Origin of the sequence: Nostoc sp. 'Peltigera membranacea cyanobiont' 210A, from assembly GCF_002246015.1 — a bacterium.
Classification (GTDB): Bacteria; Cyanobacteriota; Cyanobacteriia; order Cyanobacteriales; family Nostocaceae; genus Nostoc.
This window is the reverse complement of record NZ_NOLJ01000001.1, coordinates 233,943-252,417: the sequence shown is the minus strand read 5'-3', so window position 1 is coordinate 252,417 and position 18,475 is coordinate 233,943. Positions and strand designations below refer to the sequence as shown.

Below are 18,475 nucleotides of genomic sequence, written 5' to 3'. Positions count from 1 at the left end.
GCCTGATTCAGCAATGAATACAGGCTTTAATTAATGGGTAATTCGTAATAAACTTAGACGCAGAGAACGCAGAGAGAGGAGAAATAGAGAGGATGTTTAAAAAGTTTTTTTGGTAACATCAAAGCGTCTTCTCAGAGGGAAAGAGGTTTCGAGAGGGCTTTCTAGGATATTTTGCGACTTTTCAAACATCCTCTTAATGGCAAAATATTTTCAGTCAATTAATTCCAGCAATTCTTTTGTTTTCAAATCAGCTGCTACAGGTTGAGAACATGCAATCTGAGGAGAGATAGAGCAAATCGCCTCTGTGGTTGTTTCAAAACAATTTGATAACCCAATTGTATTTAACAATCCCGTACGTTCTAGTAGTTGTTGGACTTCGGGTTGTAAACCTGTGAGAATTAATCGGCAATTGTGCCGTTCCAAGTCATGATAAATATCTTCTAAGGCGACTAATCCAGTTGTGTCCATATTTGGCACAAACCGCAACCGCAGAATTAAATACTTCACTTCCGGTTCATCGCGGAGGAAGGTAGCAAACCGTTCAGCAGCACCAAAAAATACGGGGCCATCTACCCGATAAACGGCAATTTCTTTACCTAATTCCAAAGGAGTACCAGGGGGAAATACTTCAGTTTCAGGTATTTTAACTAGGCTTAAATCGCTCATCCGTTTGATGAATAAGGCTCCGGCTGCAATCAATCCCACTTCGACAGCAAGAACTAAGTCAAACAAGATTGTCACTAGCCAAGTGAGAATCATCACCGCAAAGTCGGAGTAGGTAGCACGCATTAATAAACCAATGGCTTCCCACTCAATCATCCGCAGGCTAACTACCATCAGAATCCCAGCAAGTGCTGCTAAAGGAATCTGTGCTGCTAGGGGTGCTAAAGTTAAAACGATGATGGCTAAGGCCACGCCGTGAATTACCCCAGATAGTCGGGTTTTACCGCCAGAACGGACATTCACAGCAGTTCTAGCGATCGCACCTGTGGCGGGGATGCCCCCAAAAAATGGCACAATCATATTAGCCAAACCTTGACCAATTAATTCGCGATCGCTATTATGTTTCTCGCTGACTGTCATCCCATCAGCCACCACCGCCGATAGCAACGATTCAATACTCCCCAGTGCAGCTAAAGCTAAAGCTGGATTAATTAGTTCTCGAATCACACTAAAATCATTCCAGTGGGGAATACCTTGAGGCATCGGTAAAGATTGAGGAATCGTGCCAATTGTTGGTACATTCAAATGGAAAGCAGAAGCGATCGCAGTTGCTAACACCAGTCCCACTAAAGAACCTGGTATTGTTGTATTAATCCTGGGCCATAAAACATTAGTTGCAATCACCACCAGTGCCAAGGCAACTGCTGCCCAATTTAGAGCTTCCACATGAGTTAGACTTTGCCACAGTCCAGGCAAAAAATGTTCGCTACGTGGTAATTTTAAACCAAAGAAATTATTTAACTGACCACAAAAAATAATAACGGCAATACCATTGGTAAAACCTGCTGTCACCGGATAGGGAATAAACTTTACTAACTGTCCAAGTTTGGCAACCCCCAAGGCAATCTGGATAATCCCAGCCATTACCCCAGCAATCCAAACTTTCTCAAGGCCGTACTTGGCGACAATTCCCACCAAAACCACAGCCATTGCACCTGTTGGCCCTGTAATCTGTACTGACGAACCACCAAAAATTGCGGCGACAATTCCCGCCACAATTGCGGTGTAAAGTCCCGCCTTTGGTTCCACGCCACTGGCCACCGCAAAGGCTAAAGCCAAAGGCAATGCTACCACTGCTGCTGTTAGTCCTCCCGTCAAATCGCCACGCAGTCCACCAAACAAGCGACTCAAGCGCAAAAGCAATGGTTCTTTGAGGATATCAGATGTTGCCATATCGTCATTTTCAACTCTTATACACAATTTTTTGAAGCACACACAAATGTTATTCCATCTTTTCTGTAGATTTCATCAGGGTTGTTGATAATTCCCCGATTGCGTATGGGTTTTGGTTCAAGTTAGCCTATTTGCTGATTAATAAAAGTGGAGGCTTGCTTGACATAATGGATATAGTATGTATTGTGTGGTATGCGATCGCTACAGAGTTCTTTAACAGGGCGCCGGCTGGTAGGTTTAAAGCTCTGCGTGTTTTGGCAGATAAGCTCGAATATGAGAAAGTAACGCACAGTAGCTAGCGCCAGTACAGCCCAAAAATTTGATGTTTTTAAACAAATAAGCCTATTTTTAGTATTAACTTTATAATTTATATGAGTACAAATTTGGTAAATACTAATGTTGCAATCGATTGAAGGAGTGTATAAAAACGGTAATATACAACTTTCAGAATTACCATCTGATGTATCAGAAAGCCGTGTAATTGTAACTTTTTTAGAACCAGAAAAATATCAAATCCAAAAGCAGATAATGCGGTTTGGTATGTTTTCTGGGAATAAAGAATCAACAGAAAACGATTTTAAAATTACTGAATTTCATGGAGATACCGAAGACGGTTTAGACTGGTCATAGGTAATTATGAAGTACGTGATTGATACTCATGCTCTCATCTGGTTTATTGAAGGAAATTCGCGATTAGGTGCGAATGCCAATGCTATTCTTTCTAATCCTGATTCCCAGTTAGTTATACCAGCTACAACATTAGCCGAAGCTGTTTGGATTGTTGAGAGAGGAAGAACATCTATCCCTTCTGCCAAGAATTTACTTTCAGTAGTTGAAGCTGATCCGCGTGTGGTAATTTATCCACTTGACAAAGATGTAATTAAAATAACTATCAGCTTATCTGCTATTAATGAAATGCACGATAGGCAAATTACTGCGACTGCACTAGTTTTAGCAAGTAAAGGTAATGAAGTACAACTATTAACCTATGATTCAAATATAATCGCATCAGGATTAGTTTCGATTATTTGGTAATGAATGCGTAAAATCGTAATGAACAACGAACATTGCCGTAAAAATTTAAGTCTTTTCTCAAAATGAATTCATACACTGAAACAGAATTCTTTGTTGGTGCTATTCCGTACCAAATGTACGTTCAATATTACCGGCCGAGTCAAGACCAAAATTTAGTTCCTATTGTGCTTTTACATGGTGCCTTTCATACAGGTACTTGCTTTGTCAAAACACCCGATAATCGTCAAGGTTGGGCAGCATATCTGGCAGAACTTGGCTACCCAACCTATATTGTTGACTGGCCAGGGCATGGTCGGTCGGGCTGTGTGCCAAACTTCCCTGTGATGTCATATCAACGAGTAATCAATGCTACAGTCGCGCTACTCCAACGGATTGGCCCGGCTGTGATTCTTACCCACAGTATGTCTGGTGTCGTTGGTTGGCAGACAGCACAAACTCATCCCAAACTTGTTAAAGCTATTATAGGCATTGCACCAAGTCCACCAGCCAATCTATTACCAGTTATCACAAAAAACTCTTCTTTGGCTTTTCCCGAAGATCGTCCACGTATTCAGTCGCGTGAAGATGCTAAAAAGTACTTCACCAACTCAGATACTTTTCCGCAAGAGGCATTTGAGAATTACTTTTGCAGTTTGATCCCTGAGAGTGCGCGGATGAGCAACGAACTCAGAAATGTTGAAGGACAAGGGCTTTATATTGGCGACCCTCAGATACTATATAGTATTCCCATTTGTGTGATTACGGGCGACCAAGACCCGCGCCATCCTCGTGAGACAGATGCAAAAACTGCAAAATACTTCCGGGGTGATTTTATTTGGCTTCCTGAAGTTGGCCTCCCTGATCACGGTCATCTGCCAATGCTTGAACACGGTAACTTAGCGATCGCTGACCTGTTTATCAATTGGCTGCATAGCAAAGGTCTATAGTTAAAAGCAAAAGTCAAGGCTTAAGTAATTTTTACGAGGACGCAACAGTATTAATCAGTCTACGCTCTGGGTAATAAGCCTACTCAGATAAATTTATGGGACTTTATGACCAAAATCAATCATCACAGGATGCGCTACGAAAGTTACGCGAAGGAGCAAGCCACTCCAGAGTAGCCCAAGAAATTGCTCAACGAGACTATGCAAAAGCTCAAACCGAAGCTGATAAATGGGAACAAGAATATCAACTTGCTTTGAAAGGAAGTAATCAGGATTTAATTCGTAAAGCAAAATTCCAAAAGGAACGATACCAAGCAATTGCTAGTAGGCTAAAAACACTTGTAGGGGAGCAACAACCACAAGTAGATGCAATTAAAAGTAGTTTGAAATCTTGGGAGAAAAAGGTTTCAGAAGCACAGAATGAAGTATTACGCAGTAAGCCTAACAACAGTGAGTTTTCATCGACATTCATCAAGTTTGAACATGAAGATGTTGATGTATGGGTTGATGATGAATTACAGCGACTTAAAGAAGCACTATTGCTACCACCTAAACCTCAAGAGCAAACTAAAGCTAAAAACGATAGCCAAATGCTTTTAGCAAAGGCTATTCATGAGACACAAGAAGCTGTGAACAGTGCTGTTACCAATCAAGAAAGTATTGAGAAAGATTTTGAAAACGCCCAGAAAGAAGCTAAATACTGGAACGAAACAGCTCAGACAGCTTTGAAAAACAATGATGATGATTTAGCCCTTCAAGCTGTAGTGAATAAAAAAATACAAAATAAAATTGTGCTTATTCTTCTAACTCAGCTTCAACAACAGCAAACAACAGTAGCTTTGCTCAGACAAAATCTGATGACTCTAGAAAATTTCAAGAAAACATTAGCCAATGACACAGAATTCTAAAACAGGCGCAGCATTTATTGCAGGGGGAACCATAACAGGTGTTGGTGTTTCTACAACTATAGGCGGGATGGGACTAGCAGGTGGATTTGGCGCTGTTGGCATTGGTACAACTCCTGTCGTTGGTGCTGGCGCTGTGGCTGGTGCTGCTGCTTATGGCGCTTTTAAAGCCATAGCCGAAGGAGATGCAGCTGCGATCGCTACAATGGGAATTGGTGCAGTCGGTGGTGCTGGTGTTTATAGCGTCATTGGTGGTATGGGTTTAGTCGCACCGAAAATAGGGCTGGCATTTGGGATTGGTGCAGTACCGATGGCAGGAATTGGTGCAGTAGTGGGACTCGCCGCCTATGGTATTGCCAAACTTTTAGACGAATCGGGAATTAGCGAAACTCCAGTCCAGCTTTTTGAGCGGATGGAAGAGAAAGTTTTGCAGATGGGCTACTATTCCGAAGCAGTGATGGAATTAGAAGCATTTTTATCTGGTGACGATCTCAACCAAAAATTTGCTGTTTTGGAAATCGAGGATGAGTTACAAGCGCTTAAGGCTAAATTCAAGAAAAAATCAGAATTTGTTAACCCTAAACCTTCTACTCCCAATATTGAACCGGAAAAAATATCTCCGACAACCCAGCTACCTGAAACCTGGAGATGTGTACGCACACTTAAGAGTCACTTAGCGGCAGTTAATGCGATCGCAATCAGTCCTGATGGTACTACCTTAATCAGTGGCAGTGATGACAGACAAGTTAATTTGTGGAATTTGAAAACCGGAAAATGGCTTTATACATTCTCTGGACAAGCAGAGGCAGTTTTATCAGTTGCTATCAGCCCTGATGGACAGCAGATTGTAAGTGGTAGTGTCGATTGCAAAATCAGCAGTTGGCAGATGGACACAAAAAAATTTCTCCGCACATTCTTTTATTTAAACTCTGCTTATAGTCATAATGGTTTTGTTAACTCAGTAGCCTACAGTCCTGATGGAACAATTCTTGCTAGTGGTGCTGCCGATAAAACGATTAGAATTTGGGGACGCTACACGGGAACAGTAAAACGCACTTTGAATGGACACTCAGACGCAGTTTTATCTGTCACCATCAGTCCCGATGGTAAAATCCTTGCAAGTGGTAGTGCCGATAAAACTATTAGGCTTTGGGATGTTAAAACTTGGGAACAACGCTATATTCTCACTGAACATTTGGGTGCAGTGAATACAGTTGCAATCAGTCTTAACAGTCAAACTCTTATTAGTGGTAGCACAGACACCACAATTAAACTGTGGAATTTCCCAACTGGAGAATTACTTTCCACTTTGACTGGACACTCAACGGCGGTTTTGTCTGTTGCCATTAGCTCAGATGGAAAAACCCTTGCCAGTGCCAGCCGAGATGGTACGATCAAACTTTGGAATTTCCAAACGGGCAAACTACTACAAAATCTTTCTGGGTGTAATCCCGTTGCTTTTAGCCCTGATGGTAAAACGCTGATAAGTGGCGCTAATGGCGGAAGCATCAAGATTTGGAATGAATTTACTCTCAATTCTGGATTATCTGGGGAATGGTGGGAAGTCTTGGATGTAAATCAGAGCGATCGCCCCAATGTTGTTAAACTTGCCTACCGTCGATTAGCAAGATTGTATCATCCTGATGTTAATAGTTCTACAATTGCAAAAGCTTCAATGCAAGCAATTAATCAAGCTTATAAAGAATTCCAGCAGCAGGTAACATAAAGTTAGCAGTTTATCGATGCTAGTCAAAATATGAATAGTTTTTGAGGAAATAGTGTTATGGTTCAAAATTTAATAGAAGCGATAAATTTTGAAGAATTCGTTGAATGGAAACCGGAGAACGGCAGATATGAATTACATAAAGGAGTAATAGTTGAAATGCAGCCGACTGGGGAACATGAGTTAGTCAGAGCATTTCTAATTAGAGAACTCAATTTTGAGATTCGGAGGTTTAACCTAGCTTATTCGATTCCTGCTCAAGCATTAATCAAATCTGTTGATAAAAAATCTGGTTATATTCCAGATGTGCTGATATTGAATATCTCTAACTTAATTAATGACCCACTTTGGAAAAAATCATCAACAGTTACTCAAGCCGCATCAATTCCATTGGTAGTAGAAGTTGTGAGTACAAATTGGCGAGATGATTACTTTCTCAAATTTGGTGAGTATGAGGAAATTGGGATTTTAGAATATTGGATTGTTGACTATGCTGCTCTTGGTGGAAAACGGTTTATCGGCAATCCGAAACAACCGACAATATCAGTTTACAGATTAGTGGAAGGTGAGTACCAAGTAACTCAGTTTTGTGGTAATGACCAAATTCAATCACCAACTTTAACAGAGCTAAATCTAACTGCTGAACAAGTGTTTAAGGCTGCTTCGGGAGAACAGTAATGAACATCAACTTTGCTAATCTCAGTACTTGTGTACTTTGTATATTCTCTGTACTTTATGGGCGGTATTTCGACTCAGTACTCTTTATTATTTTTGGCTATACTCCCATAAACGTCCCGTTTCATCTATCAGTAGGGTAAGATATTTAACCCTTGAGAAGTATTGACATATTAAAATTTATAGCTTTAATCTTGCATATTCAGAAAAAACGTTATAAATTATTAGATAATAGGGGAATAATCTGACTTCTTAGTGTCAAAAACTAATCTTGCTCAAGTAAATATACTGCAACCAGTTTTAACTTCATACAAACCCTAAACAGCACTGAAGATATGTTTTTGTTTGGTAAAGCAAAGATTCTGGACAGACAACGGAACAATAAATAATCTAAAAGTATATCTTAGGTGACTGTTTTTAGAAATTATGTTACTACTTCTGGTGGAGAACAACAACTATAATTCACCAAAATAGTAATAGATTACAAGCAATTAACTAACAATAAAGTTGCATAAATGTCAGCAATTTTATTCTTTGTTAGTTGATTATTTTTTTGCACAATTATCTTTGCTATTCAAAAAATCGTTTTTGTTATGCTGAGAATAGCAAAAATAATAAATGAAGACACATCTACCACAAATCCACAATCCTTATGGAGCTATTCTGGCAATGCACCTAAACGAATTGGAAACTACTGAAAATTTAAAAGAAGTGGAAGAAGCATGGCTAGCACTAGAAAAATCAATTCTCTATTATCAAGGTCGCCCTGTTGGGACAGTAGCCGCTTATGATGAATCTGTAGAGGCGCTCAATTACGATCAGTGCTTTGTCCGGGATTTTGTTTCTTCTGCTCTAATTTTTCTGATTAAAGGTAGAACCGATATTGTTCGTAATTTCTTAGAAGAAACCTTAAAGTTACAGCCTAAAGAAAAGGCATTAGATGCCTATAAGCCAGGAAGAGGATTAATCCCAGCTAGCTTTAAAGTAGTATCAGAAAATGGACAAGAATATTTAGAAGCAGACTTTGGTGAACATGCGATCGCTAGAGTTACACCTGTAGATTCTTGCCTATGGTGGATTATTTTATTGCGCGCTTATGTCGTCGCCACAGAAGATTTTTCTCTCGCCTATCAACCTGAATTCCAAAATGGGATCAGGTTAATCATGGAAATCTGCTTGGCGAATCGTTTTGATATGTACCCAACGCTATTGGTTCCAGATGGCGCTTGTATGATTGACCGTCGTATGGGCATTTATGGGCATCCTTTAGAATTACAAGTTCTTTTTTACACGGCATTGCGTGCATCCCGTGAACTGCTAATTTGTAAAGGTAATTCTGATATTGTTGAAGCCATTGATAACCGTTTACCTCTTTTATGCGCTCATATTCGCCAACATTATTGGATAGATATTAATCGTCTGAATGCAATTTATCGCTTCAAAAGTGAAGAATATGGCAAAGCTGCTGTTAATCTGTTCAACATATATGTAGATTCTGTTCCTTATTATGAATTGGACAAGTGGCTACCAAAAAAAGGTGGTTATCTAGCAGGTAATGTTGGCCCCTCGCAGCTAGATACTCGCTTCTTTTCACTGGGAAACTTAATGGCAATCATTTCCGACTTAGCCACCGAAGAACAGTCACAAGCGATTATGACTCTCATTGAGGAACGATGGGATGATTTGGTGGGAGATATGCCAATGAAAATTTGTTTCCCAGCTTTGGAACATGAAGAATACAGAATTGTGACTGGATGTGACCCCAAAAATATACCTTGGTCGTATCATAATGCTGGTAGTTGGCCAGTTTTAATGTGGATGTTGGCGGCGGCGGCTGTAAAAACTAATAGAACAAATCTTGCACAAAAGGCGATTCAAGTTGCCCAAGGACGCCTCAGTACAGATGAATGGCCAGAGTATTACGATGGGAAAAAAGGGCGACTGATTGGGAAACAAGCTAGGAAATATCAAACTTGGACAATCACTGGGTTCTTATTAGCAAAAGAACTGATGGCAAACCACACATATTTACCATTAATCAGCTTTGGAAAATTACCAGCAGAACAGGTTTCTAGAGCGTGTGAGTTTGAAATTGCCAGTGTAGACCCATATATGCAATAATTCGTAATTTATAATGACGCTCCTGCGTCGCTAACGCTGCGCTAACGTAATTCGTAATTAAAAGACAGTTCCAGATAGAAATCTTGACCCGGATTGAAACAAAACCACCTATAAACAAGGGGGAATTCAACTCGACAATTACGAATTACGTTAGCGTAGCGGGGCGTAGCCCATTACGAATTACGAATTAGTAAAGAGTTGGGAGTTAGAATACAAAAGCCTCCTGACTCCTGAATCGTGTTTTCATGACAAACCCCCGTCGATTAGCTTTTATCGCCCTGCGAGATGTTCATAAGGGGGCTTATGCTGATGTTGCCCTAGATAGAGTACTGCAAAAATTTAATTTGCCTGATTGCGATCGCCGCTTAGTGACAGAATTGGTTTATGGGAGTGTCAGAAGGCAGCGCACTCTTGATACTCTCATCGATCAATTCGCTAAAAAGAAATCTCATCAACAACCACAAGACCTCCGCACCATCTTACATCTGGGCTTTTACCAACTGCGTTATCAAGAGCGTATTCCCGCCTCAGCTGCTGTTAATACCACAGTCCAACTCGCTAAAGAAAACGGTTTTTCTGGACTCACGGGTTTTGTTAACGGTTTATTACGCCAGTATCTCAGAAAAGCAGGGGAGCAGGGGGGCAGCACTTCTCTACGAGAGGCTGCGCCAACGACTACGCTCAGTGACCGAGGCGCAGAGGAGAAAAACTCATTGTTACTCCCCCAGTCCCCAGTCCCTAGTCCCCAGTCCCCAGTCCCCCATTTCGATCCGTTAGAACTTCCAGAAAACCCTGTGGAACGCTTGGGCATTTTACACAGCTTTCCTGACTGGATTATTCAAGTTTGGTTAGAACAATTGGGTTTAGACGATACAGAAAAACTGTGTGAATGGATGAACCAATCACCAACAATCGATTTACGCATCAATCCACTTTGCACTTCAATTGAGGAAGTTGAAGCGGCTTTGGAATCTGCTGGTGTTTTGGTAAGACGGATTCCTCATTTACCCCAAGCTTTACGATTTATTGGTAATACTGGGTCAATTCAAAAACTACCGGGTTTTAAAGAAGGTTGGTGGACTGTACAAGATGCTAGCGCTCAATTGGTAGGTCATTTGCTCGACCCCCAACCAGGTGAAGTGGTAATTGATGCCTGTGCTGCACCAGGGGGGAAAACAACCCACATTGCTGAATTAATGGCAGATGAGGGTAAAATTTGGGCTTGCGATCGCACTCCTTCTCGTCTTCGCAAACTCCAAGAAAATTCTCAACGGCTAAATTTACAATCTATTCAAATTTACACTGGCGACAGTCGCCACTTCAATCAATTTCAAAACACCGCAGACCGTGTATTACTCGATGCTCCATGTTCTGGTTTGGGAACTATGCACCGTCATGCTGATGCGCGGTGGCGACAGACACCAGAATCTGTCCGAGAACTTTCGGTACTGCAACGAGAATTACTAACACATACATCAACTTTTGTCAAACCCGGTGGTGTACTAGTTTATGCCACCTGTACATTGCATCCAGCGGAAAATGAACAAGTAATTTCGGCGTTTTTAGCTGAGTCACCTGATTGGCAAATTGAGTTCCCCTGTGGCGTTGAGTTACCTGATTCTACCGAGAGGACACCTCAAGGTTGGTTTAAACTTTGGCCCCATCGACAGGACATGGATGGTTTTTTTATGGTTCGCTTAAGAAAAACCAATAATTCCGAGTGAATACTGTTTAGGATTGTACGATTTGGTGGAGGCCTGAATCTACCAGAGGAGGCAGCAATGGTTTCCCCTTCCAATGTAAAAAACTTAGTTAAAATCCTGATTGGAGCCGCCTGGATCGATGGCAGAATCCAGCCAGAAGAACGGCAATATCTCCGCGAAATAGCTCAAGCAAAAGGTTTAGCTAACGATCCAGAAATTAAGCCTTGGCTGTACGAATTAGTTCCTGTGCAGCCAAAAGAGTGCTACGACTGGGTGCGGGAGTATCTAGGCGATCGCCCCAGTCTTGAAGATTGCGAAAATCTGATTGAAGCCATTAGTGGCTTAATTTATAGCGATGGTGAAGTTGCCGTTGAAGAAGCCAGACTCCTGACAGAATTGCAGGATATAGCGAAGCCGAATGAGTCAAATCAACCAGCTCACACTGCGCTTCTCAAACAAATTCAAAAGCTTTACCGCCGTTGGGTTGAAGTGCAAAACTAACATGGAGTTATAAGTTGATCGAAGAGGAAGCTGTGAAAGAATTCACCGCTTCCTCTTCATCCTCCGCCACCGTATGCGTGAAGTTGTTAAGTGGGAATGCGGCTGTGATTCGTATTAGATGTCTGGTTCTTGGAGAGATCGGGCGATTATACCCGCCAAAACTCCACCGAAAATTGGGAACACGATGAAAATCCAAAGGTCAGCCAATGCCCAACCGCGAGTAAAGACAGCTGTGGCTAGCGATCGCACGGGATTGACGCTAGCATTTGTCACAGGAATGAGGATAAGATGCGCCAAGATCAGCCCTAAACCGATGGGGATGGGTGCAGACCGTTTGAAAACAGGAGAAGATGTAACGCTCAAGATCAGCAGCACAAAGCCACAGGTAACAATGAATTCGGCTAATGCACAAGCCCACCAGCTATAGTTACCAGGAGAGTGAATTCCCACCCCATTAGAACCAAAGTTAGCTGTTGTAAACTCCGGCTTGCCTATGCAAATCAAAAACAGGATAGTAGTTCCCCAAATTCCGCCGAGAATCTGACTCCCGATATATGGCAAAACGTCTTTAGAAGAAAACTGCTTGGCTACCCAAAAACCAATTGTAACTGCGGGGTTGATGTGACAGCCGCTGATCGAACCAAAAGTATAAGCAGCAGTCAACAAACTTAAGCCAAAAGCGATCGCCACTCCAGTAACTCCAACCCAAGGTATTGCACCAGAAATAACCGCAGTACCTACACCCATCAGAACTAACCAAGCTGTACCTAGAGCTTCCGCCAAACATCGTTTTGCTAAAGAGTAACGATTCATTTATCAGAAATGCCATAACTGGCTAGTAGTTCGCCAAGTTCCCTTGGCGGGGTAAAGAAGAACGGAAAAAAGGATATATGTGTCCCTTTCCCTTTAACCCTAGTGGATTTGGTGCTGGCTTAAATCTACATTTATGAAGATGCTACTTTTAGACATTCTTTAAGAAACTGCTGGGGAATTTCTCTACTTTCTCCCCAATGCTGATGAACATAAGAAGCATGAATATTTGCAGGTAAACCCCATCCTTCGCATCCCATATTTTCTTCGCAATCGTAGCGAGAGGTTTCAAATAGGGGCTGAGTGGGAGTTAAGGTTAAATGGGAACGATGAAACTCATGTCCGTAAACAGTTGTATTTGCCTTAACTAACAAATTATCTTGCAAAGCGACTGCACGACGATAGCCCAAAGTTAAACGTCCACCCATCACAGCAGATGTTGGTAGCACTCCCGCCATTGACCAAGATTTACCCTCAAAATCGATAATTTGCTCGCATAAGTACATCAATCCTCCGCATTCGGCAACCGTAGGCATTCCTTTAAGTATTGCCATTTTCACTGCATGACGAACGCTAGAATTTTCTGCGAGTTGCTGGGCAAAAACTTCCGGGAAACCACCGCCAAAATACATTCCCTGGATATCTTTTGGTATACCAGCATCTTCTAAGGGACTCCAGAAAACCAATTCTGCACCAAGTTGTTGCAGCAAATCGAGATTATCTTGGTAATAAAAATTAAAAGCGCGATCGCGGGCTACTGCAATCCTAACTGGGGATGAGGCAGATAAGGAGGATGAAGCAGAGGGAGAAAGGCTTTCTGATTTTAACAAAGGTAATAAGCGTTGCCAATCGAAGCAAGTATCTCCTAAATCCGCAAGGCGATCGATTAAAGCATTGAGTTCGGGAAGTTCGGCTGTGGGTACTAAACCCAAGTGGCGATCGGGAATTGTGATGTTATCTTGACGGCGCATTACGCCGAGAATAGGTAACTGTAAAGGTTCTAAGGAATCTTTGAGCAGAGAGAGATGGCGATCGCTCCCGACGCGATTTAATACTACCCCAGCTATTTTAATTCGGGAATCAAAAGATCGATAGCCGTGAGCGATCGCAGCCACAGAACCAGATAAACGACTGCAATCGATCACCAACACTACAGGTAAGTCTAACAGCCGCGCAATATGTGCCGTACTCGCAAAGTCAGTTAGGCATTGAGCATTGTTCTTCTCCTCTGCTCCTCGGTCACTGAGCGTAGCCGTTGGCGCAGCCTCTCGTAGAGAAGTGCTGCTCCCCTGGTTACTGAGCGCAGTCGAAGTATGCTCCCCTGCTCCCTCCTTCACTCCATCAAACAACCCCATCACCCCTTCCACGAGGGCATATTCACTCAGTTGACTATGACGGGCAAAACATTGCTGAACGTAGGCTTCAGAAGTCAATACGGGGTCTAAATTGCGACAAGCACGACCGGTTACGTGTCGATGAAACATCGGATCGATGTAGTCTGGCCCCACCTTAAAAGATTGCACCAAGCGATCGCGACGGCGTAAAGATGCTAAAAGGGTGAGCGTGACTGTTGTCTTACCCACCCCACTACGTTCCCCGGCAATGACTAAAGCCATAAATGAAACAAATTAGGTTTTTATGCAGCAACTATTTTGACTATTGGCTGTGCGTCCATCGTCGCTTTTTGCAAAAGCAGATGCACCAGTTTCTCAAACCAACTAACTCAAACTTATACCAATTAGAAACAATAAAACCAGCCAATTAGGGGAGTTAGGCTGAAAAAGTCTAATAGTATAGTTGAAAATTAGCCGAGAGTCAGATAGCAATAAGCTACCAAAAGAGGAACGTTTTATGATAATTGTGCATCATCTTAACAACTCGCGATCGCAGCGCGTGCTGTGGCTGCTGGAGGAATTAGGTATCGAATACGAGATCAAATTCTATGAACGCGATGCAAAGACGATGATGGCACCGGAGTCGCTGCGCCAAGTTCATCCCCTCGGCAAGTCACCAGTAATCACAGATGCAGACTTGGCGATCGCTGAGTCGGGTGCAATTATCGAATACTTAGTCGAGCGCTACGGTAATGGTCAGCTAGTCCCAGCATCGGGTACGCCAGAGTATCTGCGCTATAAGTATTGGCTACATTACGCCGAAGGGTCTGCAATGCCACTACTAGTAATGCGGCTGATATTGAACAATTTCGGGGCAGGCGACAGCAGTGTAGTTAGCGGATTCGTCGCGCCCCAAATCAAACTTCACTTTGACTACATAGAAGACGAACTCCGTAAAAATACGTGGTTTGCAGGCAATGAATTTACCGCCGCCGATATCCAAATGAGCTTTCCCCTGGAAGTAGTCGCTGCACTCCCCGAAGAGGTCAAAAACCGGACAAAGCTCAAAGAATTTGTCGAGCGCATTCATGGACGACCTGCTTACAAAACCGCTCTTGAGCGTGGAGGCAAATACGACATATCCTTTCAATAGACTTCTTGGATGAATCGAAACCTCACCCTAAATTCTTCTCTTAAGCAAGGCTACGGTGTACACAAAAGTCTTCTAAAGCTGTCCCACGTCTTGACCTGCTATGCCAATGCATCGACCTGTAATGCCAATGCATCGACCTGTAATGCCAATGCATTGACCTGTTATGCCAATGCATTGACCTGTTATGCCAATGCATTGACTTGTTATGCCAATGCATCGACTTGTTATGCCAATGCATCGACTTGTTATGCCAATGCATCGACTTGTTATGCCAATGCATCGACCTGTTATGTTAGTGCATCAACTTGCTATGTTAATGCAATACGGTTTGGTTAAGGTTTTTTGATGAAAATTATTGATCCCCAAAGACGCGATAAATCGCCGTATATACAAAGGATTGATTCTTGTAGAGACGGTGATTCATCGCGTCTCTTGCTTGTAGAGACGGCGATTCATCGCGTCTCTTCCCTCCAAGGAAAATAGAAAAACCCTCCAGATGATTGAAATATCCAAAAATCTGAAGAGTTTGTGTTTGATTTCGGCAATTTTGGTAACTTTTATTGTTTCCAGGCGCAACTAACTATTTGTTGTCAACTTGAAAATATTCGCTGTAATCCCTAGACTTTCTTCAAAAAGTGACTCACGACCCCAGCGTTGTACCTGCTGACTCAGCAAAGCTTCCGCCTTTTGTTCTGAAAGTGAAGTCACCTGTTGAAACAGACCGGCAGATTGAGCGCCGCCGTGGGTTTCCATCCGCATACAACCACCAGTTTCCGAGCAAATTACTGTCCCACAATCTGCCTTCGGATTGGTCGAACTGAGGCGCAAAGCAATCAAGTCGCCAGCAATATCGCCCACATCAGCAAGGGGAACGCCCGCTAATTCGGTTTCTATTTCCCGTTGGTCTTGGGCAATAAAGTTAATACGAGTGATGTCATAATCTCCGGTTTCCTTTTTATAGGAAACAGGCTGCCATTCTAGACGACTTGCCAACCAACCTAAAAACAGTAATGCTTGTGCGGGGTTGCCTTTTTCATAATCAATAGTTACTCGGTCAACTTCCCGAAGGGCAGCCCGACGATGAGGTGAGTCGTAAGCTTCAGCTGTCAATTCCTCCCATGCTGAAAGGCGACGCCAGTTGAGGTCAGCTAGGGGAACACCACTGTCCACCAATTCTTGCAGGCGGAGTAAGTCACTTTCTGGCTCGTTAAAACGGCAAGAATCCACAATCACATTATTGCAGACGGCTGCCAACCGCTTGAATAGACTGTTATTGGGGTCTGGTGTTGCTTTCCACCAGAGAAACTTTGGTAAGCCACCAATCAACAATGCTGGAATCATACCACCGATGCGTTCTAAGGCAGCAGCAGTACCACTGAGAGTGATGTATTCGCAGCAAATTAGTGTACTTGAAGATTGCTTTTGGATCGGGCAATAGGCAGAAACTTGAGCTTTCACCCCTTCATCTTCGCCAGTAATGGGAAATAGCGCGATGATCCGGCAAGGGTTGCGGAGGGCGATTTCATCAGCAATTCTGGGGCTTGGGGCATTTAAGCTGGGAAGTTCAATAGAAGCATTGTCTCCCGCAGCGCCGTTTCCTTGACGTTTAACGAATTCTTCTCTCAAGATAGCCAGAGTTTCAGGTGTTGCTGTTCCAGTATCTGGTAGTGCATGTTTTCTCTGCACTTGCCGCAAGGCAGCTACCATCTGAGGCCCTAAAATCCCGTCAAGCGGGCCGTTGTAAAATCCCAAAGTAGCCAAAAGATACTGGGTTTCTTCGGGTTCGTAAACCACTAAGGTAAATGTTGTGGCGCGAGTGGCAGCAGGAAGCCCACCGTCCTCGCCAGTAATGCCGTAACTTTGCCAAATTTGATTAAGTTCCGCTTCTATTTCGTTAAGCGAAATATCTTTTGGCGCCTGAAGTGAATAAATTGTAGAAGCTTGGGGAGCCATAGTAGTTTTGAGTTGTCAGCTTTGTTTGGTGAATCAGTTAGGAGTTAAAAGTTAGAAGTTAGGAGTTAAAAGTTGGGAGTTAGGAGTTAGGAGTTAGAATAACTGAATTATTAACTCAAAAACTCATAATTTATTACTCCTAACTATTAACTCATCACTCCTAACTTTCTAAAGTCTGCGCCAGCGACGGCCATCCTGGTTAATTAAGAATTCTGCTTCTGTTGGTTCCCAGGTTCCAGCTTCATATTGGGGAATAGTATTGGCGTCGGCGGGTGCATCCCAAACGGAAAGGGCTGGCGTTACTACCTGCCAAGCGGCTTCTACTTCATCCGCGCGGGTGAACAATGTTTGATCGCCCATCATACAATCAAGGAATAAGCGATCATAAGCATCAGATGTTGCTTGGATGCCAAAGGAACCATAACTAAAGTCCATGTCAACGGAACGAGTACGGAATTCTGCCCCCGGCATTTTGACATCAAAACGCAGGGAAATACCTTCATTCGGCTGAATCCGCATCGTCAAAATATTGGCGTTTGTCTGTTGAGCGGCAGATTGGAACATCCGAGACGGAACTTCACGGAAGTGAATGGCAATCTCACTGACTTTTTTTGGCATCCGCTTCCCGGTACGCAAGTAGAAAGGAACACCTTTCCAGCGCCAGTTATCTACCAAAAACTTCATGGCGACGTAGGTCGGTGTGGTGGAGTTGGGAGCAACGCCTGGTTCTGTCCGATACCCTGGCACTGCTTGACCCTTCATCCAGCCAGCACTATACTGACCGCGTACTGCTGACCGCGACAAATTGTGAACATCAGCTAAACGAGTAGCTTGGAGTACCTTCACTTTTTCTGTGCGGATGCTGTCGGCATCCATTGCGTTGGGTGCTTCCATCGCCGTTAGACAGTAAAGTTGCATTAAGTGGTTTTGCAACATATCCCGTAGTGCGCCGGCGCTTTCATAGTAACCAGCCCGGTCTTCCACTCCCACGGTTTCTGCCACGGTAATTTGCACGTGGTCAACAAATTGACGATTCCACAACGGCTCAAAAATCGCATTGGCAAAGCGAAACACCAGCAAATTCTGGACTGTTTCTTTACCCAAGTAGTGGTCAATGCGGTATACTTGGTTTTCTTTACAAAATTTTTGTACCATTTGGTTAAGACTCTGGGCAGAAGCCAAGTCTCGACCAAAGGGTTTTTCAACTACTAGACGATGTTTGTAGGGATCTTCTAGCATCCCGGCGCTTCCTAGCTGCTTAATCGCTTCAGGAAAGAATGAGGGGGCAACCGAGAGGTAAAACATACGATTACCTCGCGTGCCCCGTTTTTCGTCTAATTCACTCAATAAGTTTTTCAGTTTCTGGTAGCCTTCAGGGTTGTCTATATCTCCAGGGCTATAGAACAGACCTTGAGAGAAATCTTGCCAGAGTTCCCCTAAATCGACATCAGCATGGGCTTCTTCCATGCCCTTTTGCATTTGTTCACGGAAGTACTCATGGCTCCATTCTCGACGTGCCACACCGACAATGGTCGTTTCTGGTGGAATACGCCGTTCTCGCCGCAATTTGTAAAGTGCTGGCACTAGTTTGCGCCAGGTGAGATCGCCAGAAGCGCCAAAAATGACTATAATCTGGGGTTCGGGCATCCCTTGTTGTTGCAGACCAACGCGCAAGGGATTTTCTAGCAGACTAACCATAACGATTTTGGATTTTGGGTTTTGGATTTTGAGATTGGGCATGGG

At 43.1% G+C, this 18,475-nt stretch carries 15 protein-coding genes; 10 read left to right on the top strand and 5 right to left on the bottom strand.

Annotation, left to right across the window (positions count from 1 at the left end; translation table 11 throughout):
- Window positions 1-210: 210 nt before the first annotated feature.
- A complete protein-coding gene (locus CDG76_RS01020; RefSeq protein ID WP_094347257.1) occupies window positions 211-1,896 on the bottom strand; it encodes a SulP family inorganic anion transporter in 1,686 nt (561 codons plus the stop codon).
- A gap of 396 nt (window positions 1,897-2,292) precedes the next feature.
- On the opposite strand from CDG76_RS01020, the gene CDG76_RS01015 reads away from it, so the two are divergent.
- The 9 genes from CDG76_RS01015 to CDG76_RS00975 all read left to right on the top strand — a co-directional run bounded on the left by CDG76_RS01015 (window position 2,293) and on the right by CDG76_RS00975 (window position 11,482).
- A complete protein-coding gene (locus CDG76_RS01015; RefSeq protein WP_094347256.1) occupies window positions 2,293-2,526 on the top strand; it encodes a hypothetical protein in 234 nt (77 codons plus the stop codon).
- A gap of 6 nt (window positions 2,527-2,532) precedes the next feature.
- Window positions 2,533-2,931 (top strand): type II toxin-antitoxin system VapC family toxin, encoded by a 399-nt coding sequence (locus tag CDG76_RS01010; protein ID WP_094347255.1) that lies wholly within the window; start codon window positions 2,533-2,535, stop codon window positions 2,929-2,931.
- Between the two features lie 62 nt (window positions 2,932-2,993).
- Window positions 2,994-3,857 (top strand): alpha/beta fold hydrolase, encoded by an 864-nt coding sequence (locus CDG76_RS01005; protein WP_094347254.1) that lies wholly within the window; start codon window positions 2,994-2,996, stop codon window positions 3,855-3,857.
- A 95-nt stretch (window positions 3,858-3,952) separates the two neighbouring features.
- Entirely contained in the window at window positions 3,953-4,762 is an 810-nt protein-coding gene (locus CDG76_RS01000; protein WP_094347253.1) for a PspA/IM30 family protein, read from the top strand.
- A complete protein-coding gene (locus CDG76_RS00995) occupies window positions 4,746-6,485 on the top strand; it encodes a DnaJ domain-containing protein (protein WP_094347252.1) in 1,740 nt (579 codons plus the stop codon). Before CDG76_RS01000 ends, CDG76_RS00995 begins: the two co-directional genes overlap by 17 nt.
- A gap of 57 nt (window positions 6,486-6,542) precedes the next feature.
- Window positions 6,543-7,160 (top strand): Uma2 family endonuclease, encoded by a 618-nt coding sequence (locus tag CDG76_RS00990; protein WP_094347251.1) that lies wholly within the window; start codon window positions 6,543-6,545, stop codon window positions 7,158-7,160.
- Between the two features lie 666 nt (window positions 7,161-7,826).
- The gene (locus tag CDG76_RS00985; protein ID WP_094347901.1) at window positions 7,827-9,278 is read left to right on the top strand and encodes a glycoside hydrolase 100 family protein; all 1,452 of its coding nucleotides are present in this window, start codon (window positions 7,827-7,829) and stop codon (window positions 9,276-9,278) included.
- Window positions 9,279-9,523: 245 nt separating this feature from the next.
- Window positions 9,524-11,002: a 16S rRNA (cytosine(967)-C(5))-methyltransferase gene (locus CDG76_RS00980; protein WP_094347250.1), complete on the top strand. Its 1,479-nt coding sequence runs from the start codon at window positions 9,524-9,526 to the stop codon at window positions 11,000-11,002.
- 57 nt (window positions 11,003-11,059) lie between these two features.
- Window positions 11,060-11,482: a tellurite resistance TerB family protein gene (locus tag CDG76_RS00975; protein ID WP_094347249.1), complete on the top strand. Its 423-nt coding sequence runs from the start codon at window positions 11,060-11,062 to the stop codon at window positions 11,480-11,482.
- A 114-nt stretch (window positions 11,483-11,596) separates the two neighbouring features.
- On the opposite strand, the gene CDG76_RS00970 is transcribed toward CDG76_RS00975, so the two are convergent.
- Together CDG76_RS00970 and CDG76_RS00965 are read right to left on the bottom strand one after the other, a co-directional pair.
- On the bottom strand, window positions 11,597-12,295 hold the full coding sequence (locus CDG76_RS00970) for an aquaporin (protein WP_094347248.1): 699 nt from the start codon (window positions 12,293-12,295) through the stop codon (window positions 11,597-11,599).
- Window positions 12,296-12,426: 131 nt separating this feature from the next.
- The gene (locus CDG76_RS00965) at window positions 12,427-13,908 is read right to left on the bottom strand and encodes a cobyrinate a,c-diamide synthase (protein WP_094347247.1); all 1,482 of its coding nucleotides are present in this window, start codon (window positions 13,906-13,908) and stop codon (window positions 12,427-12,429) included.
- A 235-nt stretch (window positions 13,909-14,143) separates the two neighbouring features.
- Here CDG76_RS00965 and CDG76_RS00960 point away from each other — a divergent pair, with 235 nt between their 5' ends.
- Window positions 14,144-14,779, top strand: a complete 636-nt coding sequence (locus CDG76_RS00960; protein ID WP_094347900.1) for a glutathione S-transferase family protein — start codon at window positions 14,144-14,146, stop codon at window positions 14,777-14,779.
- A 576-nt stretch (window positions 14,780-15,355) separates the two neighbouring features.
- Here the strand turns inward: CDG76_RS00960 and opcA are convergent.
- Both opcA and zwf read right to left on the bottom strand, forming a co-directional pair.
- A complete protein-coding gene (gene opcA / locus CDG76_RS00955) occupies window positions 15,356-16,732 on the bottom strand; it encodes a glucose-6-phosphate dehydrogenase assembly protein OpcA (RefSeq protein ID WP_094347246.1) in 1,377 nt (458 codons plus the stop codon).
- Between the two features lie 168 nt (window positions 16,733-16,900).
- On the bottom strand, window positions 16,901-18,430 hold the full coding sequence (zwf, locus tag CDG76_RS00950; protein ID WP_094347245.1) for a glucose-6-phosphate dehydrogenase: 1,530 nt from the start codon (window positions 18,428-18,430) through the stop codon (window positions 16,901-16,903).
- Between the last annotated feature and the right edge of the window lie 45 nt (window positions 18,431-18,475).